Source organism: Phaeobacter porticola (assembly GCF_001888185.1).
Lineage (GTDB): Bacteria > Pseudomonadota > Alphaproteobacteria > Rhodobacterales > Rhodobacteraceae > Phaeobacter > Phaeobacter porticola.
Window position 1 is genome coordinate 597,605 of record NZ_CP016364.1, and the last position, 24,795, is coordinate 622,399.

Annotated in this window: 22 protein-coding genes; 9 read left to right on the forward strand and 13 right to left on the reverse strand. The window is 61.4% G+C overall.

Annotation, left to right across the window (positions count from 1 at the left end; genetic code table 11):
- Nucleotides 1-86 precede the first annotated feature (86 nt).
- Nucleotides 87-959 (forward strand): 4-hydroxy-tetrahydrodipicolinate synthase, encoded by an 873-nt coding sequence (gene dapA, locus PhaeoP97_RS03015; RefSeq protein ID WP_072503822.1) that lies wholly within the window; start codon nt 87-89, stop codon nt 957-959.
- 368 nt (nt 960-1,327) lie between these two features.
- Here the strand turns inward: dapA and sigJ are convergent, their stop codons facing one another.
- The 7 genes from sigJ to PhaeoP97_RS03050 form a co-directional block, all read right to left on the reverse strand.
- Nucleotides 1,328-2,209 (reverse strand): RNA polymerase sigma factor SigJ, encoded by an 882-nt coding sequence (sigJ, locus tag PhaeoP97_RS03020; protein ID WP_072503823.1) that lies wholly within the window; start codon nt 2,207-2,209, stop codon nt 1,328-1,330.
- Entirely contained in the window at nt 2,206-2,676 is a 471-nt protein-coding gene (locus PhaeoP97_RS03025) for a carboxymuconolactone decarboxylase family protein (protein ID WP_072503824.1), read from the reverse strand. The genes sigJ and PhaeoP97_RS03025 overlap by 4 nt, the downstream gene beginning before the upstream one ends.
- Before the next feature lie 146 nt (nt 2,677-2,822).
- A complete protein-coding gene (locus PhaeoP97_RS03030; RefSeq protein WP_072503825.1) occupies nt 2,823-3,710 on the reverse strand; it encodes a dimethyl sulfoxide reductase anchor subunit family protein in 888 nt (295 codons plus the stop codon).
- Nucleotides 3,710-4,504, reverse strand: coding sequence for a 4Fe-4S dicluster domain-containing protein (locus PhaeoP97_RS03035; RefSeq protein WP_072503826.1), 795 nt, complete (start codon nt 4,502-4,504; stop codon nt 3,710-3,712). Before PhaeoP97_RS03035 ends, PhaeoP97_RS03030 begins: the two co-directional genes overlap by 1 nt.
- A complete protein-coding gene (locus tag PhaeoP97_RS03040; RefSeq protein ID WP_157891224.1) occupies nt 4,501-4,914 on the reverse strand; it encodes a DUF6882 domain-containing protein in 414 nt (137 codons plus the stop codon). The genes PhaeoP97_RS03035 and PhaeoP97_RS03040 overlap by 4 nt, the downstream gene beginning before the upstream one ends.
- Before the next feature lie 149 nt (nt 4,915-5,063).
- Nucleotides 5,064-7,904 carry a molybdopterin oxidoreductase family protein gene (locus tag PhaeoP97_RS03045; RefSeq protein ID WP_072503827.1) on the reverse strand — a complete coding sequence of 947 codons (2,841 nt, stop codon included), beginning with the start codon at nt 7,902-7,904 and terminating at the stop codon, nt 5,064-5,066.
- A 76-nt stretch (nt 7,905-7,980) separates the two neighbouring features.
- Nucleotides 7,981-9,114, reverse strand: coding sequence for a citrate synthase (locus PhaeoP97_RS03050; RefSeq protein WP_072503828.1), 1,134 nt, complete (start codon nt 9,112-9,114; stop codon nt 7,981-7,983).
- 32 nt (nt 9,115-9,146) lie between these two features.
- Between PhaeoP97_RS03050 and PhaeoP97_RS03055 the strand changes: the two genes are divergently transcribed.
- A complete protein-coding gene (locus PhaeoP97_RS03055) occupies nt 9,147-9,998 on the forward strand; it encodes a phosphate acyltransferase (protein ID WP_072503829.1) in 852 nt (283 codons plus the stop codon).
- A 37-nt stretch (nt 9,999-10,035) separates the two neighbouring features.
- On the opposite strand, the gene PhaeoP97_RS03060 is transcribed toward PhaeoP97_RS03055, so the two are convergent.
- The 4 genes from PhaeoP97_RS03060 to pdxR form a co-directional block, all read right to left on the reverse strand.
- Entirely contained in the window at nt 10,036-11,202 is a 1,167-nt protein-coding gene (locus PhaeoP97_RS03060; protein ID WP_072503830.1) for an acetate/propionate family kinase, read from the reverse strand.
- Nucleotides 11,199-11,945, reverse strand: a complete 747-nt coding sequence (locus PhaeoP97_RS03065) for a TSUP family transporter (RefSeq protein ID WP_072503831.1) — start codon at nt 11,943-11,945, stop codon at nt 11,199-11,201. Before PhaeoP97_RS03065 ends, PhaeoP97_RS03060 begins: the two co-directional genes overlap by 4 nt.
- Before the next feature lie 5 nt (nt 11,946-11,950).
- Nucleotides 11,951-13,726, reverse strand: coding sequence for a sulfoacetaldehyde acetyltransferase (gene xsc, locus PhaeoP97_RS03070; RefSeq protein ID WP_072503832.1), 1,776 nt, complete (start codon nt 13,724-13,726; stop codon nt 11,951-11,953).
- 196 nt (nt 13,727-13,922) lie between these two features.
- The gene (pdxR, locus tag PhaeoP97_RS03075; RefSeq protein ID WP_072503833.1) at nt 13,923-15,398 is read right to left on the reverse strand and encodes a MocR-like pyridoxine biosynthesis transcription factor PdxR; all 1,476 of its coding nucleotides are present in this window, start codon (nt 15,396-15,398) and stop codon (nt 13,923-13,925) included.
- 127 nt (nt 15,399-15,525) lie between these two features.
- Between pdxR and PhaeoP97_RS03080 the strand changes: the two genes are divergently transcribed.
- From PhaeoP97_RS03080 to PhaeoP97_RS03090, 3 genes are all read left to right on the forward strand, one after another.
- Nucleotides 15,526-16,269 (forward strand): hypothetical protein, encoded by a 744-nt coding sequence (locus PhaeoP97_RS03080; protein WP_072503834.1) that lies wholly within the window; start codon nt 15,526-15,528, stop codon nt 16,267-16,269.
- Nucleotides 16,270-16,363: 94 nt separating this feature from the next.
- On the forward strand, nt 16,364-16,681 hold the full coding sequence (locus tag PhaeoP97_RS03085; RefSeq protein WP_072503835.1) for an ArsR/SmtB family transcription factor: 318 nt from the start codon (nt 16,364-16,366) through the stop codon (nt 16,679-16,681).
- Nucleotides 16,674-17,702 (forward strand): permease, encoded by a 1,029-nt coding sequence (locus PhaeoP97_RS03090; protein WP_072503836.1) that lies wholly within the window; start codon nt 16,674-16,676, stop codon nt 17,700-17,702. The genes PhaeoP97_RS03085 and PhaeoP97_RS03090 overlap by 8 nt, the downstream gene beginning before the upstream one ends.
- Nucleotides 17,703-17,815: 113 nt before the next feature.
- Here PhaeoP97_RS03090 and PhaeoP97_RS03095 read toward each other — a convergent pair whose 3' ends face one another.
- Nucleotides 17,816-18,397, reverse strand: a complete 582-nt coding sequence (locus PhaeoP97_RS03095) for a GNAT family N-acetyltransferase (protein ID WP_014881048.1) — start codon at nt 18,395-18,397, stop codon at nt 17,816-17,818.
- 113 nt (nt 18,398-18,510) lie between these two features.
- Nucleotides 18,511-19,908: an aminotransferase family protein gene (locus PhaeoP97_RS03100; RefSeq protein WP_072503837.1), complete on the reverse strand. Its 1,398-nt coding sequence runs from the start codon at nt 19,906-19,908 to the stop codon at nt 18,511-18,513.
- Nucleotides 19,909-20,150: 242 nt separating this feature from the next.
- Between PhaeoP97_RS03100 and PhaeoP97_RS03105 the strand changes: the two genes are divergently transcribed.
- The 4 genes from PhaeoP97_RS03105 (at nt 20,151) to PhaeoP97_RS03120 (ending at nt 24,733) form a co-directional block, all read left to right on the forward strand.
- Nucleotides 20,151-20,954: a 3-keto-5-aminohexanoate cleavage protein gene (locus PhaeoP97_RS03105; protein WP_083570309.1), complete on the forward strand. Its 804-nt coding sequence runs from the start codon at nt 20,151-20,153 to the stop codon at nt 20,952-20,954.
- The gene (locus PhaeoP97_RS03110; protein WP_072503839.1) at nt 20,954-22,282 is read left to right on the forward strand and encodes an aspartate aminotransferase family protein; all 1,329 of its coding nucleotides are present in this window, start codon (nt 20,954-20,956) and stop codon (nt 22,280-22,282) included. Before PhaeoP97_RS03105 ends, PhaeoP97_RS03110 begins: the two co-directional genes overlap by 1 nt.
- A gap of 202 nt (nt 22,283-22,484) precedes the next feature.
- A complete protein-coding gene (locus tag PhaeoP97_RS03115) occupies nt 22,485-23,954 on the forward strand; it encodes an aminotransferase class V-fold PLP-dependent enzyme (RefSeq protein WP_072503840.1) in 1,470 nt (489 codons plus the stop codon).
- Complete coding sequence (locus PhaeoP97_RS03120) at nt 23,954-24,733, forward strand: class II glutamine amidotransferase (RefSeq protein WP_072503841.1); 780 nt, start codon at nt 23,954-23,956, stop codon at nt 24,731-24,733. The genes PhaeoP97_RS03115 and PhaeoP97_RS03120 overlap by 1 nt, the downstream gene beginning before the upstream one ends.
- The last annotated feature ends 62 nt before the right edge of the window (nt 24,734-24,795 follow it).

The following is a 24,795-nucleotide window of genomic DNA, read 5'->3' on the forward strand; positions in this document are numbered from 1 at the left end:
GCTGGTATCAACTCAAATTCCCGGTATGTCCATCACCTAAGGCGGCGCATGATCGCGCCCGCACGAACAGCAAAGGGAGCGTGCCCATGTTCAAAGGCTCTATGCCAGCCCTCGTCACCCCGTTTTCCAACGGCGAGTTGGATCTGGATACGCTCAAACGTTTGGTCGAGTGGCACATTGATCAGGGATCCAGCGCTTTGGTGCCGGTGGGCACTACCGGCGAAAGCCCGACCCTGACCCATGAAGAGCATGAAACCGTCATTGCCGAGGTGGTGAAGATCGCGGCAGGCCGGGTGCCGGTGATTGCCGGGGCCGGGTCCAACAACACGGTTGAGGGCAAGCGGTTTGTGCAATTCGCCGCCGAGGTGGGCGCCGATGCCGCACTCGTGGTGACGCCCTATTACAACAAGCCCACGCAGCGCGGGTTGATCGCGCATTTCACCGAGCTGCATAACTGCGCCGATATTCCGATTGTGATCTACAACATCCCCGGTCGCTCGGTCATCGACATGACCCCCGCCACCATGGGGGAACTGGCCAAGCTGGAACGCATCATCGGCGTGAAGGACGCAACCGGCGATATCGCCCGTGTGTCGCAGCAGCGTGCATCCTGCGGTGCGGATTTCATCCAGCTGTCTGGCGAGGATGCCACTGCACTGGGCTTCAACGCCCATGGTGGGATTGGCTGCATCTCGGTGACAGCCAATGTGGCGCCGAAACTCTGCGCGGAATTCCAGGCGGCGACGCTGGCCGGTGACTACGCATTGGCGCTGGAGTATCAGGACAAGCTGATGCCACTGCATGAGGCGATTTTCATTGAGCCGGGTCTGGTCGGGGCAAAATACGGCCTGTCTAAATTGGGTCTGTGCAGCGAAGAGGTGCGCCTGCCGCTGACTGGTCTGGAAGATAGCACCAAGGCCGCGATTGATGCCGCCATGGCGCATGCAGGTCTGCTGTAAGCGCAGGACACCGCCAATAGACATGTTTTTTCGGACCGGGACGCTGCTGCGTTCCGGTCTGTTTCGTTTTGGCTGTCGTATGCCTCTAACTGGCGGTTTAGGGTCACATCCCCAGGGCCAGATCTGTCGAAAATAAAAAGGCGGCGCCGCCCCGGTGGCGATCCCGGGAAAGGCTGGAATTTGCGGGGCGCGTCACTGCCCCGGTGCCAAACTGTTTTGCACGAACCCTGGCGGCATCACTGCCAACAGGGCCGGTTTCCATGGTGTCCGGGGACGTAAAGCCCGGAGGTGATCGCGATCCGGAACAGGATAGTGCCGCCAGATGTATCAACGGTAAGCGGGGCGCGCGCCGTATCTGCAACGGCGGGTCACCCCAGCACAGATGCCAGATGCCGCGTCTTATCCGGGTTGCGGGTGACATAGATGCGGGTGATCCGGCCCGCGCGAATGTCCAGCGACGTGGCTTGCAGAATGCCATCCTCACCCCGGCTCACAATGGCGGGCAGACCATTGAGCTGGCACAGGCGCCAGTGATCTGGCGTTGTGTGATGGGCCTTGCGGGCCAGCCCGGCCAGCAGCCGCAGCACCTTGTCGCGTCCATAGATCGGGTTGAGTGCCGCCATCGCCTTGCCGCCGCCATCGGAGATCAGTTGCACATCTTCGCTCAGCAATCGGGTGAGGGTGGTCATATCTCCGGTTTTGGAGGCCCGAAAGAACGCCTCGGTCAGCGCCTCGCCTTGGTCTGGGCGGCTGGGGGCCTCCGGTCGCAAGGCCTGCACCTTGCGGCGCGCGCGTGTGGCCAGCTGGCGGCAGGCCTCGGGCGAGCGGTTCAGCGCGGAGGCCACATCGCTGTAAGAGCTGTCAAAGATATCATGCAGAAGGAAGGCCGCGCGTTCCAGCGGGGAGAGGGCGTCCAGCGCCAGCAGAAGCGCAACCGAAACGTCATGATCCAACTGGTCGGTCGCATCATCGGTGAGCACGGGTTCCGGCAACCACTCCCCCGGATAGGTCTCGCGCTGTTTGCGGGCTGATTTCAACTGATCGAGACAGAGCCGCGTGGTGATCCGCATCAGATACCCGGTCGGGTCCAGAACCTCGCCCTTGGGTGCGGATTGCCAGCGCAGATAGGCGTCTTGCAGGATATCCTCGGCATCGGTCACGCTTCCAAGCATCCGGTAGGCGGCCGCGAACAATCGCGGCCGCGCTGTCAGAAACGCATCGGTTCCTGTGTCTTTGGTCTGTGCTGTCACGCCGCGTTGGCCCCTGTTGTGCTCTCGCTCACAGGGTGGGCGCTGCGAAAGCCGATTGCAATGCGGTTCCAGCTGTTGATGGCGCCGATCAGCAGGGTCAGCAGCACCTGTTCGCGCGGCTCAAAAAGGTCTGCCACGGCGTCATAGTCGGCATCGGGTGCGGCGGTGGCTTCTACCCGTGTCAGCGCCTCGCACCACGCCAGCGCCGCGCGTTCGCGGGGTGTGTAGAGCGGCGATTCGCGCCAGGCGTTCAGCAGATGCATCCGGTCCTCGCTCTCGCCATGGGCGCGCATCTCATGGGTGTGCATATGGATGCAGAAGGCGCAGCCATTGATCTGGGAGGCGCGCAGCTTCACCAGTTCCACCACACTGAATTCCAGCGTACTGTTTTTGAACAGGGTTTCCTGCTCCATCATCGGTTTGAACAGATCCCCGGCGACAGAGAAATAATCGAGACGTTGGGTCATAGGTTTGGTCCTTTCTGATGGGTTCAGAAACAGGACGAGGCAGCGGGCGGGTTTGTGACATGGACGGTGACATTTTTTGAAAAAAGATGTGACCCATGAAAAAGGGCGCCGCTGGGGCGCCCTGATCCTTGTGGGTTTGGGATGGCTCAACGCTTGCCGTAATAAAGCCCGACCACATGTTCGGCCTGGGCAAAGAACAGCCAGCGGGAAACAGCGATGCCCGCGATGTGCAGCAGTACGGCGATACCTGCGAGCAGGTGTTTCGCCATCAGGCCTTCAACCGGCAGGATCAGGCAGATCAAGGGCAGCGCAAAGCCAAGGGCAAAGGCAATGACCCGCAGTTTCTGCGCATGTTTGCGCCCGACCACATGCACGAATTCGCGCAGCAGATAGTTGGACCCGGTATGGGGCGGCTCAAACGCGCGCACGGTGCCGCGATCGCCAAGGCCGGTGGCGGTGCCTATATTGGTGCCGGAGCTGGCAAAAGCCTGATCGCCCTTGGCCCAATAAGCCAGTTGTACCGAGCCCGCGATGGCTAGCAACCAGGGCGCCAGCGCCTCGGCCCCGGCCAGCAGTGACCCGCCCGCAAGGCTGAAGGACAGGAACATCACCGGCGTCAGGGACATGTTCCAGCGCGGGATGGTCTTGAGCTGGGTGTAGATCATTGAGGTGGTAAAGACTGTCGCCAGCGACAGCGCCGCGCCGATCCAGCCAAGCACCCACCAATGGGTGTCCAGAAACACCGCGCCAAAGGCAAAAAGCCCCATCACAATGAGGGCCGAAACCGCGCAGATGCCCTCACGGCTGAGCCAGCTGGTTTTCCACTGGGTGAAAGCGCGCCAGGCCCGTTCCGGCCGACCAAGGTGAAAAGTTGAGGCCAGTAGCCCGCCCACCGCAAAGCCAAAGGCGATGGCATAGAACACAAAGGCCACCCAGCCCGTCACCGCAGGTTTGCCGAGGCCAAGAAAGGCCAGAAGGCCAAAGCCGAGACCAGAGAGGGTGGTGAAGAGGATAACGGATGGTGCCGGATGCATCAGCTTGCCCCCCCCGAAGTTTGTCCCGGCAGCTTATCAAGCGCCTTGTCCAGCCAGCCAAGGAAGCCTTTGGGATCTTCGGCGACGGGGGCCAGCAGCGGGGCCAGAATGTCGATCTGGTCCTCGATCTGGTCCTTGGGGCGGGGGGGCAGGTATTTGTTCACGGGTCTGGTGCCCATTTCCGGCATCAGGTCCATCCCGCCGCGCTCTGCCACCAGTTTGGAGACATCGCTGTCAGGATCACCGAGATCGCCAAAGTGGCGCGCGCCTGCCGGGCAGGTCCGCACGCAGGACGGCACACGGTCCACCTCTTCGAGGTTCTCATTGTAGATCCGGTCCACACAGAGCGTGCATTTCTTCATCACTCCTTCGGCCAGATCCAACTCGCGGGCGCCATAGGGGCAGGACCAGGCACACAGGCCACAGCCGATGCAGTTGGATTCATTGACCAGCACGATACCGTCCTCCACCCGCTTGTAGCTGGCGCCGGTGGGACAGACGGTGACGCAGGGGGCGTCTTCGCAGTGCAGGCAGGATTTCGGGAAATGCACCAGCTGGGCCGCCGGGTTGGGCTGGCTGGCACAGGGGGATGGCTGCACCTCGTAAGAATGCACGCGGTTGAGGAAGGTGCCCGAGGGATCGGCGCCATAGGCGTTCTGATCGCTGAGCGGCGCGCCATAGTTTTCGGTGTTCCAGCCCTTGCAGGAGATCACACAGGCATGGCAGCCGACGCAGGTATCAAGGTCAATGACCAGACCCATCTTGCGGTCGGTCCTGGTGGGAAGCTCGGTCATTGCAGGACCCTCCATTTCGGATCTGTAATCGCCCAGAAAAATCGCAAATTATCGTCGACAAGCGCGGAATAAATCCCCTCGACCTTGGTGAGGTTGCCCGCCAGTTTCGCCAAGTGCCACGCATTGTCCAAAGAGCACCAAACCGGTTGGGACATCAGAACCTGATGGTTGTTGGCTTGACCAAAGTCAAAGCAACGTGAAGCAACCTCTGTGCGCATCGTGTCCAAATGCGGATTGCCCCAGGCCCAGAGAAACTCCTCGCGGGGCGCGAACCAACTACCGATGTAGGACAACGGTGTTTCCACGATGCCGCCGCCCGGGAAATGGAACTCAAGAAGGCCAACGTCTTCGTCGTACCCCCAGGTGCCTTGGCCATTGCCGATGCCAAAGTCGCGTCTCAGGAGGGTCATCTTCTCGTCAATTTGCACGCAGGCGTGTTGGATCTGCGCATCTAAATCTGGATCCGTCACAGCATGGCGGATGTTGCAGTTTTCGCAGGTTACCTCAAATTCAAACATAGGGGGCTGCGTTGGTATTTGGGTGCGTTTGAAAGGCCAGATCATTTGCCCACCTTCCATGTCAGGTCCTTGGGACCGGTGCCCACCGGTGAGGTTTGAGGCTCTACCGCAGGTTGACTTTCGCTCAGATCCTGCGGCGCGGCCGCTTTCTCGATTTTGACCTTAAGGTCGAACCACGCGGCCTGACCGGTGATCGGGTCGGAATTGGCCCAGCGAAGCCCGTCGCCCTTGGGCGGCAGCAGCTCGTGGATCAGATGGTTCAGCAAGAAGCCCTTGGTGGCTTCCGGCGCGTTTTCTTCCAGCGCCCAGGCGCCCTTGCGTTTGCCGATGGCGTTCCAGGTCCAGACGGTGTTTTCATTGAGCGCGGCCATCTCCATCACTGGCACGGTGATTTCGCCATGGGGGGAGGTGACCCTGGCCCAGTCGCCATCGCTGAGGTTGTTTTCGCGCATCAGCTTGGTCGGCACATAAAGCGGATTGCGGCCGTGGATCTGGCGCAGCCAGGCGTTTTGCGTGCCCCAGGAGTGATACATCGCCATCGGGCGCTGGGTGAGGGCGTTGACGGTGAAGCCGTCGTTGCCCTGCTGGTCGGTTTCATACCAGATCGGCAGCGGGTCCATCGTCTCTTTGATGCGGTTGCGTAGGTGCTCGGGCGGCTGACGTTCGCCGTGGCCTTCGGCGGCCAGCTGGAATTTGCGCAGCGGTTCGACGTAGAGCTGGAACAGATAGGGCTGTGGGCTGTCAAAGAGGCCGAGGTTCACCGCCCAATCCTGATAGGCCATATTCCAGGGTTTGAAATAGCTGGCCTCTGCCGGGATATGCTCAACGAAGAAACCGCCGTTTTCGATGTATTTATTCAGCTGTTCGGGGTTCACCTCACCCCGGCCAACCTTGCTACCGTCTTCGCCCCGGAACCCCGCCAGCGGGCCGATGCCGGGTTTACGCTCGTGGTTGACGATATAGTCGGCGTAGTCCTGCCATTTCGCGGTGCCGTCTTCATGGGTGAAGCCGGGGAGCTTCATCTTGTTGGCCAGCTGCACCAGCACGGTTTGGAAACCGCGCACATCACGGTCAGGTTCCACGACAGGCCAGCGGATCGCATCCGCCGCGCCATCGGCTTCGCAGATGGGACGGTCCAGCAGGGAGATACAGTCGTGGCGTTCCAGATAGGTGGTGTCGGGCAGGATCAGATCGGCATAGGCCACCATCTCGGACGAATAGGCGTCGGAATAGATGATCCGGGGGATCACATAGTCGCCGTTGTCATCGGTATCGGTCAGCATCTCCATCACGCCGCGCGTGTTCATCGAGGAGTTCCACGACATATTCGCCATATACATGAACAGCGTGTCGATCTTGTAAGGATCACCGGCATGGGCGTTGGAAATCACCATATGCATCAGCCCGTGGCTGGACATCGGGTTTTCCCAGGTAAAGGCCTTGTCGATGCGCGCCGGGCTGCCGTCGGTTTTCAGCGCCAGATGTTCCGGCCCGTGCACGAACCCCAGATGCGGGCCGTCCAGCGGTTTGTTCGGGGTGACGCGGCAATGGGGCGCTGGATGCGCCTCAACCGGTTTGGGGTAGGGCGGTTTGAAGCGGAAGCCGCCGGGGGCCTCGACCGTGCCCAGAAGGATCTGCAACACATGCAGCGCGCGGCAGGTCTGAAACCCGTTGGCATGGGCCGAGACACCGCGCATGGAGTGCATGGCGACCGGGCGGCCCTTCATGGTTTTATGGGTCTCGCCGCGGAAATCGGTCCACTCCTGGTCCAGCTCAAACGCCTCGTCAAAGGCGACGCGGGCCAGCTCGGCGGCGATGGCGCGGATGCGTTTGGCGGGGATGCCGCAACGCTCGGCCACGGCTTCGGGGGCGTAGTCGTCGCTGAGATAGCGCTGGGCCATCAGCTGGAACACCGACACATGGGTGTTGCCATTGAGTTCAAACGAGCCGCCCAGATCGGGGCGCACGCCATGCATGTCAAAGGGCGCCAGCTTGCCGGTGGTGCGGTTGATCACCAGGGGCGCGCCATGGTCATCGCGCAGGAACAGGCCATAGTCGGGGCTATCTGGGTACTGATTGACCAGCACCGGCGCGTTGGTGAACTGGCTGAGATACTCTAGGTCGATCTTGCCCGCCTTCATCAGCACATGCACCAGCGCCAGGATGAACAGCCCGTCGGTGCCCGGCGTGATGCCGACCCAATCGTCAGCCACAGCATTGTAGCCAGAGCGGATCGGGTTGACGCCGATGACCCGCGCGCCGCGCGCCTTGATCTTGCCGATGCCCATTTTGATGGGATTGCTGTCGTGGTCCTCGGCGACGCCAAACAGCATGAACAGCTTGGTATGATCCCAGTCGGGCTGGCCGAATTCCCAGAACGCGCCGCCCATAGTGTAGATGCCGGCGGTGGCCATATTGACCGAGCAGAACCCACCGTGGGCCGCATAGTTGCAGGTGCCAAAGTTCTGCGCCCAGAAACTGGTGAAGCTTTGGGATTGGTCGCGGCCGGTGAAAAACGCCAGCTTTTCCGGGTTATCCTCGCGGATCGGTTCCAGCCAGCCCGCGGCGATGTCCAGCGCCTCGTCCCAGGAGATTTCCTCGAACTTGCCGGAGCCGCGCGGGCCGACGCGTTTCATCGGCGCGCGCAGGCGCGAGGGCGCGTTGTGTTGCATAATGCCGGCGGAGCCTTTGGCGCAGAGCACGCCCTTGTTCACCGGGTGATCGCGGTTGCCTTCGATATAGGCGACTTTCTTCTGGCCATCCTCATCCGTCTTCATGTGGACGTTGATGCCGCAGCGGCAGGCGCACATGTAGCAGGTGGTCTGGCGGATCTCGTCCGATACGGGCGGCGAGGTGTCTAGCTGGGGCTGGGTATGTGCCATGGTGTCCCTGTTTGATGATGCGCCGGGCCTGCATGGGCCGGGCGGCGTTATTTGGTGTGGCGCGGAGTGTCGCGGATCAGCGCGTATTTATTGGAATATAGGCGCGGGGTTCCGGCCCGTTGTAAAGGGTCAGCGGGCGGATCAGGATATTGCCGCGCTGCTGTTCGATGCATTGGATGATCCAGCCGGGCATCCGCCCGATGGCAAAGATCGGCACGTAGAGATCCATCGCGATGCCATGCAATTGGTAGATCACGCCGGAGTAGAAATCGACATTCACGTTCAAACCGTGGCGCGCATAGGGCTGCATGGCCTCGACCACGGCTTGCAGGATTTCATACCATTCCGGCGCGCCCATTTCTGCGCCCAGCTGGCGCACGCCGTCGCGCATGTGGCGCGCGCGGGGGTCTTCCTTGCGGTAGACGCGGTGGCCAAATCCGGTGACGGCCTCCTTGGCGGCGCGCTTGGCCTTTACGTAGGCGGCGGCTTTGTCGGGCGTGCCGATCTCATGCACCATCTTCATCACGTCCTCGGCAGCGCCGCCGTGGGCCGGACCTGCAAGGGTGGACAGCGCGGTGACGATGCCGCCGTGCAGGTTGGTCTCTGTCCCGATGGTGACGCGCGCGGCAAAGCTGGAGGCATTGGCACCATGTTCGGCATGTAGGATGAAATCCACATCCGCCAGCCGGGTCGCCTCGGGCGTGGGTTTTTCGCCCTTCAGCATCCACAGCCAGTTGCCGGCATGGCTGAGATCCATGTCGGGCGCGACCACCGCGCGCCCGTTTCGAATTGCGTCATGGGCGGCGATGATGATCGGCACCTGCGAAATCAGGCGGATGCCATTGGCGATAAAGGCGTCTTCGCCGACCTTCTGGCTGTCTGGATCAAGCGCCGCAAGCGCCGAAACGGCGGTGCGCAGCACGTCCATCGGGTGGCCGTCCTTGGTGGCGCGGATGATATCGAGCACCGGTGCAGGCAACACGCGGGCGGTTTTCAATGCGGCGTCAAAACCGGCCAGTTCCTCGGCAGTGGGCAGCTCGCCGTGGATCAGCAGGTAGCAGACTTCTTCAAACGTGGAATGCGTGGCCAAATCATGGATCGAATAGCCGCGATAGCTCAGCTCCCCCTTGGCGCCATCAATGTCGGAAACCCCGGAGCGTTCGAAGTAGATCCCCTTGAGGCCGCGGTTGATCTTGACGTTATCGCTCATTGCTGGCTCCTTTCCCCGCAAGGGAGATCAAAATGACTGTACTTGAAAAGGCATATGCGCTGGCCCGCAACCGCAGGGCGCGGGTGGTGTTCCCCGAAATGGACGACCCCAGAGTGGCGGCTGCGGTGGACCAGCTGACCCGTGAGGGGCTGGTGGAGGCGGTGCCTTTGGCGCCGGTGTCTGCGGCGCATGTGGAGGTGTTGGTGGCCGCACGCGGCATGAAGGAAGGCATCGCCAAGCGGATGCTCTCCAAACCCCTGTACCGCGCGGCGGCGATGGTGTCTGCGGGCGAGGCGGATGCGATGGTGGCGGGCGCGGATGTGCCCACGCGCCGGGTGATTGAGGCGGCCAGCATCGGCATCGGACTGGATGCAGGTGTTAGTACCGCGTCATCGTTTTTTCTGATGCTTTTTCCCGATGGGCGCGAATTGGTGTTTGCCGATTGCGCGGTGAATGTCGCGCCGGATGCAGCGCAACTGGCTGATATTGCACGGGCCTCTGCGCGTTCGGCTGAGGCGCTCTTGGGGTCTGCGCGGGTTGCGATGCTGTCGTTTTCCACCGGCACCTCGGGCGATGGCGACAGTGTGGCACTGGTGCGCGCGGCGGCAGAGGCCAGCGGATTTGCAGGCCCGGTGCAGGCAGATGCGGCGCTGAACACTGCGATTGCCGAGAAGAAAGGCATCGCGCCGGTTGAGGCCAATGTGCTGATCTTCCCAACGCTGGATGCGGGCAACATCGGGTACAAACTCTGCCAAGAATTGGGCGGCGCGCAGGCGCTGGGGCCGTTCCTGCAGGGCTTTGCCAAGCCGGTTTGCGATCTGAGCCGAGGTGCCTCGGTCGAGGATATCGTGGCGGCGACGGTGTTGACGGTGGCGCAGATCTGATCCGGCACGTGAGATGACAGGAGGACGGGGGCGGCGATCATGGCGTCCCCATCAGAGTTTGGGCATCCATGGCAATCTGGCGCTCTTCCTCGGCCTCGACCACCCAGATTGCCACCTTGGAGCTGCCCGCATGCAGGCGCGGTTTACGGGCGTGGTTGGCATCCACATCCATACGCGCGCCGATCCATTCCAGACCCCGTAGAATGCGGGCGCGCACACCCACCGCGTTTTCACCGATGCCGCCGGTGAAGGCGATGGCATCGAGCCCCTCCATCGCGGCAATCAGGCTGCCCGCGTGGCGCAGGCTCCAGTAGCAGAAATGTTCGATCGCAAAGGCGCTGTCGGCGCTGGGGTCGAGCATCAGGTTGCGCATGTCGGATTTACCGCCAGAGAGACCCAGAAGACCGCTTTCGTTGTTCAGGATCGCTTTGGTGCGCTCCAGCCCGTTGTCCTCGACCAGGCGCAGCACGGCATTGGCGTCAATCCCGCCCGACCGCGTGCCCATGGTGAGGCCATCCAGTGGCGAATAGCCCATGGTGGTGGCGACGGACTGGCCATTGCGGATCGCACAAAGCGAGGCGCCGTTGCCAAGGTGAAACGCCAGCAGGCGCGAGGGCAGGGCGGCGCCGGAAATTTCAGGCAGGCGCCGCACCAGCGAGGCGTAGGACAGACCGTGAAACCCGTAGCGACGAATGCCCTTGGTCTCTTCCACGCGGGGGATCGCATAGCGCGTTGCAACCTCGGGGTTGGTGGCGTGAAATGAGGTGTCAAAGCTGGCAAACTGCGGCAGATCGGGGGCGGTGGCGGCCATCGTGTCAATCGCGGCAAGGCTATGGGGGTTATGCAGCGGGGCCAGCGGCGTGCAGTCTGCGATTTCACCGCGGATCTCTGCGGTGATGCGCAGTGGCTTGGTCAGCTTGCGCCCGCCATGCACGACCCGGTGGCCTACGGCGGCCAGCTGTGTCGGGTCAAGCCCGTGGTCCGGCAGCGCTGCGAGAATGGCGGCGAGCGCTTCGGCGTGGGTGGGGAACTGGGTGTCACACCTGGCGTCGGCGATGCGCAAACGCGATTGCGGCGTGCCGATCCCCTCGGCCAGTCCTGCGACACGTTCTGTCAGTTGGGCGTCAAAGACGGCAAATTTGATCGAAGAGGATCCGGCGTTCAGGACAAGAATATCCGTAGCGGAGGTGCGACGACTGCTCATAGCGCCCCCTTTGCGAGGTTCAGCAGCGCCAGCCCTGCCAGCAGGATAACGACGTAACGGCGGAACAGCGCAGGCGAGGCGAGGGCAAAGCCGCGCGAGCCGCACCACACGCCGGCACCAAGGATCGGAAAGGCCAGCATCACCGCCCAGAGCGTGTCTGCCCCGGTCAACCCGTGGGCGGCCATTACCGGCAAAGCCATCAGGTCAATGCCTGTGAGAAAGACCACCATTGTGGCGCGAAATACTGCCGGATCAATGGGCTGCGCGGTTAGAAACGCGGCTGTGGGCAACCCGCCGACGCCCGCACTGTTGGCCATGCCGGCGCCAATGCCGACTAGGCCATGCCCCACCGCGCCGATCGGCCGCGCCAGGGTCCAACCGCTGAGCAAAAGGAGGCTGAGCGCCAGCACCATGACAGAGATCGCCAGCCGCGCCTCACCAGGATCAAGACGGGACATCACCGCCACGGCGGGTAGGGTCGCCACTGCGGCACCGCCCAACAGGGCGAGGGCGCGCCGCCAGTCGATATGGGGACGGATGCCGCGGGCCTGAAAGGCGGTCATGGCGATTTCACAGGAGAACACCACCGGTATCAGTGGCAGCGGGTTGGTCACCAAAGTGGCCAGAATGATAAAGATCGCGGAGAACCCAAAGCCGGAGTAGCCGCGAATGATGGCCGCCGCAAACAATGCGACGGCCAGAAAGAGACCCTGTCCTGATGAGAGATCAAAAGGCAGGGGCACTGATTTCAGACCTGCTGTTCGCGCATGTCAGCCTTGTCGATGCCTGCCACGCGGACGGGTTTCTTCATGGCGTCACGGCGGAACGGTTCACCCAGTTCCTGGTTGATCATGGCTTCGATCAGGGTGGTCTTGCCGTTCTTCTGGTCCTCAATGGCCTGCGCCAGCGCGGCAGTCAGCTCATCCATTGTGCGGGCAACAACGCCTTCAAGACCGCAGGCCTTGGCGATGCCGGCATAGGAGACCTGTTCGTCCAGTTCGGTGCCGACGAAATTGTCTTCAAACCAGAGGGTCGAGTTGCGTTTTTCCGCGCCCCATTGGTAGTTGCGGAAGACGATATGGGTGATGGCAGGCCATTCGCCCCGGCCAATCGCTGTCAGTTCGGTCACCGCGATACCAAAGGCGCCGTCACCGGAGAAGCCCACGACAGGGGTGTCCGGGCAGCCGATCTTGGCGCCGACAACGGCGGGCAGACCATAGCCACAGGGGCCGAACAAGCCGGGGGCGAGGTATTTACGGCCGGCCTCAAACGAGGGGTAGGCGTTGCCGATGGCGCAGTTGTTGCCAATGTCGGAGGAGATTATTGCCTCTTTTGGCAGGGCGGACTGGATCGCGCGCCAGGCCATGCGGGGGCTCATCCACTCCGGTTTGTCGGCGCGGGCGCGTTCGTTCCAGCTGGTGCCGGGATCGTCGTCTTCGTGGGTCATTTCAGTGAGCTGCTGCGCCCATGCGGATTTCTTATGGGCGATCAGGGCTTTGCGCTCTTCACGACCTGCGTCACCAGCGCTGTCGCTTAGCTGGGCGAGAATGCCATTGGCCACTTTGGCGGCGTCACCGATGATGCCCACGCTGACCTTCTTGGTCAGACCAATGCGGTCGGGATTGATGTCGACCTGAATGATCTTGGCGTCGGCGGGCCAGTATTCCATGCCATAGCCGGGCAGGGTGGAAAACGGGTTCAGGCGGGTGCCAAGGCAAAGGACGACGTCGGCCTCCTTGATCAGCTCCATACCCGCCTTGGAGCCATTATAGCCCAACGGACCCGCGAACAGAGGATGGGAGCCGGGGAAGGCGTCATTGTGCTGATAGCCAACACAAACTGGGGCATCCAGGCGTTCGGCCAGCTCCTGCGACGCGGCGATGCCGCCTTTGGAGAGAACCACACCAGCGCCGTTCAGGATCACGGGGTTCTTGGCTTCAGACAGCAGCTTTGCCGCGTCACTGACGGCGGTTTCGCCGCCGGAGGGGCGTTCAAATTCGACGATTGCGGGCAGTTCGATGTCGATGACCTGGGTCCACATGTCGCGCGGGATGTTCAGCTGCGCAGGGGCAGAGGCGCGTTTGGCGTTCATGATGACACGGTTCAGCACTTCGGCCACGCGGGAGGGGTCGCGGACCTCTTCCTGATAGGCCACGCAGTCTGCAAACATGCGCATCTGTTCCATTTCCTGGAACCCGCCCTGACCAATGGTCTTGTTTGCAGCCTGTGGGGTGACCAGCAAAAGCGGAGTGTGGTTCCAATAGGCGGTTTTGACGGCGGTCACAAAGTTGGTGATGCCAGGGCCGTTCTGCGCGATCATCATCGACATCTTGCCGGTGGCGCGGGTGTAACCATCGGCCATCATGCCGCCGGAGCCTTCATGGGCGCAGTCCCAGAAAGAGATGCCAGCCTGCGGGAAGATGTCGGAAATCGGCATCATGGCCGAGCCGATGATGCCAAACGCATGTTGGATGCCGTGCATTTGCAGTGTTTTTACAAAGGCTTCCTCGGTGGTCATTTTCATCGCGTGTTCTCCTGATGAGATGCCAAAAGGGCCGGCACGGGGGCCGGGATAAATCCGGTGTATTCCGCTCTGAGAGACCGGGTTAGGGCCAGTTCCCATCCCGTCTTAGTACCAGTATGTGATGGGGTGCCAAATGCTGCGCCGCGGCGCCAAGCCGGATCTGCGTGGGCGCATGTCAAAGCGCAGTTGAGGCGGGCTAACCTGCCTTTGCACGGTTGGGGTGCAAGGCTTCGGCCAATAAGGCCAGCCCCGGCTCGATCCGGTTTGATGGGATCGACGAATAACCCAGCCGGTAATAATTCTGCTTGCGGTGCTCTGCTGCGAAGAAGGGCGCGCCGGGTTCAATCAGAACGCTTTTCGCCTTCATGTATTGGGCTACGGCGGCGGTGTCGACGCCGTCATTTGCACGCATCCAGAGCGATGACCCGCCATAGACGCCAACCCCTGCCACGCTGAGGTTGTGGTGGTTTACGGCCTCTTCGATCACGCAGCGGCGATCGTGCAGAACCTTGGCCATGCGGCGGATCTGGGCGTCGTAGTGGCCCAGCGACAAGAAATAGGCCACGGTGCGCTGCACGTGGCCAGGCGGGTGGCGCAACACATTGGCGCGCAGGGCGCGGGCCTGCCGGATAAAGGGTTCGGAGCCCACCAGATAGCCAAGGCGCAACCCCGGAAAGAGCGACTTGGAGAAGCTGCCGACATAGACAACCCGGCCATCCGCATCCAGCGATTTCAACGCGGGGGAGGGCGCGCCAAGGAAGGACATCTCAAATTCGTAATCGTCTTCGACAATCACCGCGTCAATCTCGCGGGCACGGTCCAAGAGTTGCTTGCGCCGCGGCATCGGCATGGTGGCTGTGGTCGGGCTTTGGTGACTGGGGGTGGTAAAGATCACATCGGTGTCACTGCTTATGGCTTCGGGCGGCAGGCCATCGTGATCCACCGGAATGCAGTCAATCGCGCAGCGACGGTGCACCACTTGATCGCGCAGGGTGTAATAAGTCGGGTCCTCTAATGCTGCCTTGCGGGTTTTGTCCAACAACAGCTGTGCCACCAACCACAGGGCATTCTGCGCCCCCAGAGTGATCAGGATCTCCTCGGGGCGGGCGGAGATGCCGCGCCGAGGCAGCGTGTGGCGGGCGATGTATTCGACCAGCAGCGGATCATCCTGATCGAAATAGTCATTGGTCAGGGCGGCAAAATCCTTTTGCCCCAAAGCGCGCAGAGCACAAAGCCGCCAATTGGCATGATCAAACAGCGAAGCATCGGCCTGACCGTAGATGAATGGATAACGATAATCGCGCCAGTCCTGCGGCTTGCGTGGGGTGTCGCCACCGCTGAAGCACTGGACCATCGCCGCGGACCAATCCACGGTATCGGCTGATTTCTGCGACGGAGAATACGACGGCGGCACCGGCGCGTTCTCGGACACATAATACCCCGATCGCCCGCGCGAGGTGAGGTAGTCGTTTGCCAACAGCTCTGTATAGGCGAGCGTCACGGTGATCCGGCTGATGCCCAGATGCGCGGCGAGCTTGCGCGAGGACGGCAGTTTCTCTCCCACGCGCAGGCGGCCGGAGAGAATGCCCTCGGCAATCATTTCCTGGATCTGCGCCTGCAGGGTGCCTTGCGCATCAGGGGTCAGAAAGAAGGTGTCGACAGAGATAGCCATGCATCACTGTAGGCTGGATATAAACGGGGTGCAATCTGGACTTACGCATTTTGGTATCTTGCAGTGAGAATCTTGTCGGTATCGATCTTGATTGCAATCGGTGACCGGCGTTGGGCATGTTCCACTCATGATGAAGTTTGTTGTTCACGGCCTGATTGTTCTGTTTTTGACTGTGGTTACTCAGATCGGCGGGCTCGCTTGGTTTGTGTCGAGATTGTTCCGCAGATCCCTGCTTGTCTTCGTCATTGTCTATGTGGCGTTCAGTATTGGGGCGCAGTACACGGCCCCAGCCTTTGGCAGAACACCGCTCAGCTGTTTTGGATCAGGCAACCTGCAAGTGCAGTCCTGGTTTTACTGTGCCTTGAACAGAACCTATGTGTCGCCCGCGTTGCTTGAGGTGTTGCAGGACAATGCGGATGAGGTTGCGCGGGAGTACCCCGGCACGGTTACACTTGTATTAGATGCCAACTTTCCGTTCTGGGATGGTTTCCCACTGCTGCCACATCTTTCGCATGATGACGGAGAGAAAGTGGATCTGGCGTTCTTTTATAGCGATGAAGGTGGATTTGTTCCGGGGGCGGTACAGTCGCCGATTGGGTATTTTGCATTTGAATCTGGACCGACTGAGTGTCGCAACACTTGGTTGTCACTGCGCTGGGATCTTGATTGGGTACAGGGGTTTTGGCGAGATCTAACTCTTGGCGAGGGCAGAACATTTTTTCTGGTGAGGACGCTGGCAGAAGAGCCACGGGTTCAGAAGGTTTTTATTGAGCCTCATCTAAAGGACAGAATGGGCACAGACTTTCGCAAAATCAGGTTTCAGGGCTGCCGTGCCGCCCGCCATGACGACCACATACACGTTCAGATTTAGATTCATCGAGAAGATGGCTTGATGCGCTCAAATGATTCTATATAACTAGTTTTATAGAATCATTTGAGGCCAGGATGAGGCCAAGAGGTGCGTTATGGAATGGGAACATGCAGCGGGTGGGTTTGCGGCGATGGGGTCGGAGGCGCGGCTGGCGGTGTTGCGTTGTCTGGTGCGCGCGGGCGAAGGCGGGTTGATGGTGCAGGATATTCAGGCCCGCACGGGCATTGCGCCGTCCACATTAGCCCATCATCTGAAACTGCTGGCAAGCGCGGGGCTGATCCTGCAGCGCAAGCAGGGGCGCAGCACCTACAATACGGCAGATTATGCCCAGTTAAAGCAACTGGCGGGGTTTATCCTCAGTGAGTGCTGCGCGGATGATGTCTCTGTTGGGGAGGTGGCAAACGATGGCTGAGCTGACACAAGATCCGCGTTCCTTGGGGCTGATTGCGCGAGGGGTAAAAACGCCATGGGCGTTGTGTGTGGCGATCCTGCTGGCGGTGGCTGTGCTGGATCCCGGCAATCTGGCGGAAGTCATCCGGTTCGCCGGGGCGGCGTTGCTGCATACCGGGCGTTACATTCTGTTTGCGGTGCTGTTGCTCTCCTACCTCAAGGCGACGGGGGCCGAGGTGATGGTGGCGCGGGCCTTTGAAGGGCGCGAAGTGCGGATGATCTTTCTCGCGGCGGTCTTTGGCGGGTTAGCGCCGTTTTGTTCCTGCGAGGTGATTCCGTTCATTGCGGGTCTGCTGGCGCTGGGCGCGCCGCTGTCTGCGGTGATGGCGTTCTGGCTGGCCTCGCCCCTGATCGACCCGCCGACGCTGCTGATCACGGCTGGGGCGCTCGGCTGGCCGTTTGCGATTGCCAAGGCGGTGGCGGCGGTGGCGCTGGGGCTGTTTGGTGGCTTTGTCATCAAGGCATTGCGGGGGGCTGGGGCCTTTGCCAGCCCACTGAGGCAGGCGCCGACCTCAGGCTGCTGTGGCTGTGGGGCGCCGAAGGCCGAGGCGCCGGTCTGGGCCTTTTGGCGGGAACCTGCGCGGCGCAGCCAGTTTCGGCAGGAATTCATCAGCAATGGCCTGTTTCTGGTGAAATGGCTGACGCTGGCCTATGTGCTGGAGGCGCTGCTGGTTTCTTATGTGCCTGCGGATCTCATTGCCAATTTGGTTGGTGGGGAGGGGCTCCTGCCGATTGCCACCGCTGCACTGGTGGGGATGCCTGCTTATCTCAACTCCTATGTAGCGCCACCCTTGCTGGCGGGGCTGATGGACCAAGGGATGAGCGCGGGTGCCGCGATGGCCTTCATGGTGGCGGGTGCAGTGAGTTCGATCCCGGCGATGGCGGCGGTCTGGTCGCTGGTGAAGCCACAGGTCTTTGCCACCTATCTGGCGCTGGGGATCACCGGCGCGATCCTGTCTGGGATCTTGTTTCAGATGGTCTGAGGAGCCGGGACCGGGCTGGATGCTCCCGTCCGGTGCGCGACATCTGAGATGCCTGACACCCGTTGGGCCAAGCGCCGCGCATCTGCGCGGCGCTGTCGCGTCTGGGGTGGGCGTCATCTGCCCAGCAGATGTAGCAAATGGGCGCGGATCGTTGGCCATTCGGAGGCGGTGATCGAATAGACCGCCGTGTCACGCTGGGTGCCATTGGCCAGTATCATATGAGCACGCAGGATCCCGTCGAGCTGCGCGCCAAGCCGTTCGATGGCAGCCCTACTTTGACGGTTGAGGCGATGGGTGCGGAACTCCACCGCGATGGCATTAAGGGTCTCAAAGGCGTGACTCAGCAGCAGAAATTTGCATTCGGTGTTGATGCCGCTGCGCTGCACCGATGTGCGATACCAGGTGGAGCCGATTTCCAGCCTGCGGTTTGCGGCATCAATGTTCATATAGGTGGTCATGCCGACCGCGCGCCCGGTGCTGTCGAGAATGGCGAAGGGGGCCATGCTGCCGCTGTCTTGCAGGGCAAGGCGGCGATTGATTTCGGTTCCGATATCCTGCGGCGCGGGCACTGTCGTGTACCACAGCCGGTGCAGGTCGCCGTCGGCGGCAGCCTCTGCCAGATCGCTGGCGTGGTCGGGCAGAAGCGGGGTGAGGGAGACGGTTTTGCCCGTCAGGGGGAGCGGAGAAGCCCACATGGTTGCGCACCTTTGATCTGAAATATCCAATCCAGAGATGCAAGAAAGGTGGCCCGGTTCAAAGGGCCACCTTTTAACTTTTCGATCAGGCCAGATGGCCCGATCTGGAGATATCAGCCAAAGACCTTGGTCAGGGCCACATCCACCGCATCTGTGATCTTGTCCACGTCTTCGGGTGTCACGATCAGCGCCGGACTGAAGCAGAGGGTGTTGTTCTTGCCCGGGATGGAGCGGTTGGTCACACCAATGATGACGTTCTGATTGCCGCATTCGGCCACAACCGCCTGCGCCAGTTTCTCGTCCACCGGTTCCTTGGTGTCGCGGTCCGCAACCAGTTCCGCACCGATAAAGAGACCCTTGCCGCGGACATCGCCGATGACCTGATGTTTCTCCATCAGCGCCTCAAGGTTGGATTTCATCCGCGCGCCCATGGCGGTGCAGTTGTCGAGCAGGTTCTCATCCTCGATGATCTGCATATTGACCAGTGCGGCCGCAGGGCCGGCGGTGCAGCCGCCAAAGGTGGAGATGTCGCGGAAGTAGTTCATCGGATCACTGGCGTCATCCTTGAACATGTCAAAGACCGCTTCGGTGGTGACAAGGCAGGCAATCGCCGCATAGCCGGAGGCCACACCTTTGGCCATGGTCACGAAGTCGGGCTGAATGCCGTAGTGCTGATAGCCAAACCAAGTGCCGGTGCGGCCAACGCCACAGACCACTTCGTCGATATGCAAGAGGATGTCGTACTGTTTGCAGATTTCCTGTACCCGCGGCCAGTAGCCTTCAGGCGCCTCAATGACGCCACCGCCCGCGGTCACCGGTTCAAGGCAGAGCGCGCCGACGGTGTCGGGGCCTTCGCGCAGGATGATCTCTTCGATCTGGTTGGCCGCTGCAATGCCGAACTCCTTGCCGGAGAGATGCTCCAGACCCAGCTCGTGCTTGCGGTACTCCATGCAGTGGGGAACTTTCACGAAATCGGGCGCGAAGGGGCCATATTGCATATTGCGCTCTTCCTGGCCGCCTGCGGACATCGCCGCAAGGGTGGAGCCGTGGTAGTCGCGGTCGCGGTAGAGGATCTTGGTTTTCTTGCCGCCGTATTTCTTATGCGCGATCTGGCGCACCATCTTGAAGGCTTTCTCATTCGCCTCAGATCCGGAGTTGTTGTAGTAGACCCGGCTCATGCCCGGCATTTTCCCGATCAGCTTTTCGGCAAACAGCGCACCGGGGATGGACCCTGCCGACTGGGCGAAATAGCAGAGCTTCATCAGCTGGTCATAGACCGCCTTGGCGATTTCCTCGCGGCCATAGCCGACGTTGACGGTCCAGACCCCGCCGGAAACGGCGTCGAGCCACTCCTTGCCGTTCTGGTCCCAGACCCGCATGCCCTTGCCCTCGACGATGATGCGGGGGTCGTTTTCTTCAAAAGGCTTGTGCTGAATCAGGTGATGCCAGACGTTGGCCTTATCGGCGGCGATGACCCGGCTCAGGTCGTTTTCATTGAACGTGCCATCCATGACATGCCCTTTCCAAGTTGTTCGAAAATGCGGTCTGCCATGGATTGGCTGGCCAGACTCGCCCTGTACCCACGAAACGCTATATTTACGTTTTGCTCTAGGTCCAGTTGCCGGCGCAATTTAGCTCCAGACGCGGAGCTGGCGGATGATTGTGGTAAAAAACATTTGTTCTGGATTTGTTGGATTGAGAACGTGCGTCGATATGCGCCAGATCGGTGCAGTGACACAGGCGGAGCGAAGCGTTGACGACATATCATTTGATGGTGGCCCCCAATGGGGCGCGGCGGCGGCAGGCGGATCATGCAGGGCTGCCGGTGCGCACTGCGGAGATTGCTGCGACGGCGGCGACTTGCCAGCGGGTCGGGGCGGATGCGCTGCATCTGCATGTGCGCGACCGGGACGGCGGGCATTCGCTGGATGCGGGACGCTACCGCGCGGCAATCGCGGCGGTGGCCGAGGCCGCGCCGGGCATGGCGATCCAGATCACCACCGAGAGTGCCGGGGTTTTTGACGTTGCCGATCAGCTGGCCTGTCTGGAGGCGCTGCGTCCGGCGGCGGCCTCTGTGTCTATCCGAGAGATGGCGCGGGATTGGCGATTGGCATCGAGGGCTTATGCGGTCTGTGCGGAGGCGGGGACTGAGGTGCAGCATATTCTATACGGTGCCGACTGCATCGCGGCGTTGCGTCAGGCCTATGCGCGCGGGGATATTCCGACGCAGATGCGGTCGGCTATTTTTGTGCTGGGCCAATATGCGCCGCCGCGCCTGGCCCATCCGGCGGAGCTGCACCCGTTTCTGGCGGCAACTGCGGATCTGGATCTGGACTGGGGGCTCTGCGCCTTTGGCCGGCAGGAACACGCCTGCCTGCTGGCAGGGCTTGAGGCCGGCGGGCGGCTGCGGATCGGGTTTGAAAACAATACCCAGGCTGCGGATGGATCAGAGTATCCTGACAACGCGGCCTCTGTCGCGGCTTTTGTCGCATTGGCCCGCGCGGCGGGGCATCGCCCGCTTGTGATGTCTGTTTCCGAGGATAAAGGACCCCAGTAATGAGCCATGTTTTCCCTCGCCACACCAAAGCCGATCTGCCCATCGCCGTTGCAGGGGACGGCTGCTACCTGATTGATGCCAATGGCAAACGCTATTTCGATGGCTCGGGCGGCGCGGCGGTGTCCTGTCTGGGGCATTCCGACGCCGGGGTGACTGCCGCCATACAGGCGCAGGTTGGCAAGCTGGCTTTTGCCCATACCGGGTTCATGACCTCGGAACCGGCAGAGGCGCTGGCGGATCTGCTGATTTCACAGGCGCCGGGGGATCTGGACCGGGTCTATTTCGTCTCCGGCGGGTCAGAGGCGACGGAGGCCGCGATCAAGCTGGCGCGGCAGTATCATCTGGAGCGTGGCGACAGCGCGCGCCGTCACGTGATCGCGCGCAGGCAAAGCTATCACGGCAATACGCTGGGGGCGCTTGCGGCGGGGGGCAACGCATGGCGACGCCAGCAGTTTGCGCCGCTGCTGATTGATATTTCGCATATCGCGCCCTGCTATGAATATGTCGATCGGGGCGACGGCGAGAGCCGCTATGACTATGGTCAGCGTGTGGCCAATGAGCTGGAGGCGGAGATCCTGCGGCTTGGGCCAGAAACGGTCATGGCCTTTATGGCGGAGCCGGTGGTCGGGGCGACATCCGGCGCGGTGCCGGCCGTTGAGGGCTATTTCAAGCGTATCCGCGAAATCTGCGACCAATACGGCGTGTTGCTCATTCTGGATGAGGTGATGTGCGGCATGGGGCGGACTGGTCATTTGTTCGCGTGCGAGGCGGATGGTGTTGCGCCGGATATCCTGTGTATCGCCAAGGGGCTGGGCGCTGGCTATCAGCCGATTGGCGCGATGCTGTGCAGTCGCCAGATCTATGACGCGATTGAAGGCGGCAGCGGTTTTTTCCAGCACGGCCACACCTATATTGGCCACCCGGTGGCAACAGCGGCGGGGCTGGCGGTGGTGCGGGCGCTGCTGGATCGCGGGCTGGTGCAGCGCAGTGCCGAGATGGGTGAGACGTTGCACGCGGCGCTGGTTGCGCGCTTTGGTCAGCATCCGCATGTGGGCGATCTGCGTGGGCGTGGGTTGTTCCGAGGGATCGAACTGGTGGCAGATCGTGACAGCAAGATGCCCTTTGATCCCGCACTTGGTGTTGCGGGCAAGCTGAAGAAGGCGGCGTTTGAGGCCGGGCTGATCTGCTATCCGATGGCGGGAACACGCGACGGGCGCAATGGTGATCATATCCTGCTCGCGCCGCCCTTTATCCTGAGTGAGGATCAGATTGGCGAGATCACAGACAAGCTGGAGGTTGCCTTGGGTCAGGTGCTGCCTGGGGAGTAATCCGCTGATGTCGGATCTCAGGCGACCCGGCACGCGTCGATCAGCTCGGGGGGCGGGAATTCAATTTATGGATTTTGATCGGTTATTGGCGTAATTTTAGGGTCAAAATCTTGGAATAATTTGTATATATTGCAGTAAATGAGTGAAATTTCACCAGTCTTACTTGGTAAAGTGTTTGCAGCACAGCAAGAGGACCGTTCAAATGACCACAAATTTCGCCCCTGCCGACCTTCTTGATCGCTTCAGCGCGTCACTTGCTGGGGCTGAGTGTCTGGACCGCCTGCGGGGCGGTGTCATTGGTGACGGGGCGGAACTACCGGGACCGAACGGGCCGGTGAAGATGATATACGCCGATTACGTCGCCTCTGGCCGGGCCTTGCGCCAGGTTGAGGACTTCGTTCTGACGGAGGTGCTGCCGTTCTATGCCAACAGCCACACCGAGGCATCTTATTGCGGGAGCTTCATGACCCGGCTGCGCAGCGCCGCACGGCAGACCATTGCGCGGATCTGCGGCGCCGATGATCGTTTTGCCACGGTGTTTACCGGGTCTGGCGCGACGGCGGGCCTCAATCGGCTGGTGCATTTGTTGGGGGTCTCCGGCGCAGTGGCTGCGGGGCAGACGCCTCTGGTGATCCTTGGCCCCTATGAGCATCATTCCAACATCCTGCCGTGGCGCGAAAGCGGTGCCGAGGTGGTGGAGATTGCCGAAGCCGCAGAGGGCGGGCCAGACATGGCGGAGCTGGAGGCTGTGTTGCAGCGCGAGACTGGCGGCGATCGCCTGATCGTGGGGGCGTTTTCTGCGGCATCAAATGTGACAGGGATTGTCACCGACTCCGATGCGGTCAGCCGTCTGCTGCGCCAGTACGGTGCGCGGGTGGTCTGGGACTACGCCGGTGGTGGCCCTTATCTGCCGATGGATATGGCTGCGGGCACAGATGCCGAGAAGGACGCGATTGTGTTCTCCGCCCATAAATTCCTGGGCGGGCCGGGTGCGTCTGGTGTGATGATCCTGCGCAAGGCTGCGGTGGCAAGTACACGCCCGACGCTGCCCGGAGGTGGTACCGTGAAATTTGTCTCCCCCTGGCGGCATGATTACGCAGATGATCTGGCGGCGCGGGAAGAGGCGGGCACGCCCAATGTCGTGGGCGATATCCGGGCCGCGCTGTGTCTTTTGGTGAAGGAGGCGATGGGGCAGGCCTTCATGGACCAGCGGCAGGAGGAGCTGCGGCAGCGGGCGCTGGCGGCCTGGCAGGATCTGCCCAATCTGCAAATCCTCGGCAATCCGAACGCAAGGCAGAAGCTGCCGATCTTCTCGTTTCAGGTGCAGGATCCCGAGACCGGAGCGCCAATACACCAACAGCTGTTCACCCGGATGCTGTCGGATCACTACGGGGTGCAGGCCCGTGGCGGCTGCGCCTGTGCGGGGCCATATGCCCACCGGTTGCTGAACATCGGACAGGTGCAGTCCCGCGCTATGCGCGCGGCCATTCTGGGCGGGCAGGAGATTGAGAAACCGGGCTGGACCCGCCTCAACTTCTCCGCGACGTTGAGCGATGAGAAAGCCGATGCAATCATCCACGCGGTGCGCGACCTCGCACAGGATCCGCAGCGGTTTTGTGAGGGGTATAACGTCGATGCCGCTACTGCGCGTTTTGCGCCGAAGGTGGCCTAATGTGCCGTCTGCTCGCCTGGAACGGGGCCCCGCGCTACCTTGAAGATCTGGTGTTTGTACCGGAACATTCGCTGGTGCATCAATGCCGGAATGCGCTGATCTGCAAGACGCCGATCAATGCGGATGGGTTTGGTATGGCTTGGTATTCCGACCGCCCGGAGCCGTGTCTTTATAAGGACACGCATCCGGCCTGGTCCGATCCCAATCTGGCGCAGATTTCGCGGCATACCAAGACAGGGCTGTTTCTGGCCCATGTGCGCGCCTCCACCGGAACCGCGACTTCGCGCAACAATTGCCACCCTTTTGCCAGCGGCAAATGGAGCTTTATGCACAATGGTCAGGCAGGCGGGCATATGAAGTTCCGCAAACGGTTGGATACGATGATCCCTGATGCGTTTTACAATCACCGTCTCGGTGGCACTGAGAGTGAGGCGATATTCCTGATTGCCCTTGGTCTGGGGCTGGACGCGGATCCCATCGGCGCGGTGGCCGGAGCGGTGCAGCAGGTAGAGGCCGTCTCGCGCGAGAATGGTACCACGCCGCATATGCGCTTTGGTGCCTGCTGGTCTGATGGTACCCGTCTTTATGCGGCGCGCTATGCGTCCGACCGGCATGCGCCAAGCCTATACTATAGGGTCTATAAGGAAGGGGTGATTGTCACCTCTGAGCCATTGGACAGTGATACTGGCAGCTGGATAGAGGTGCAGCAAAACCGCGCGCTGGTGGTTGAGGGCGGTGAGGTTATGGATCTGCCATTTGCCTCGGCGATGGCGGCCTGATCGGTACCCGGCATAAGCGTGATCACCGGTCCGTCAGTGGGACGCGATAACCTTGCGGTGAG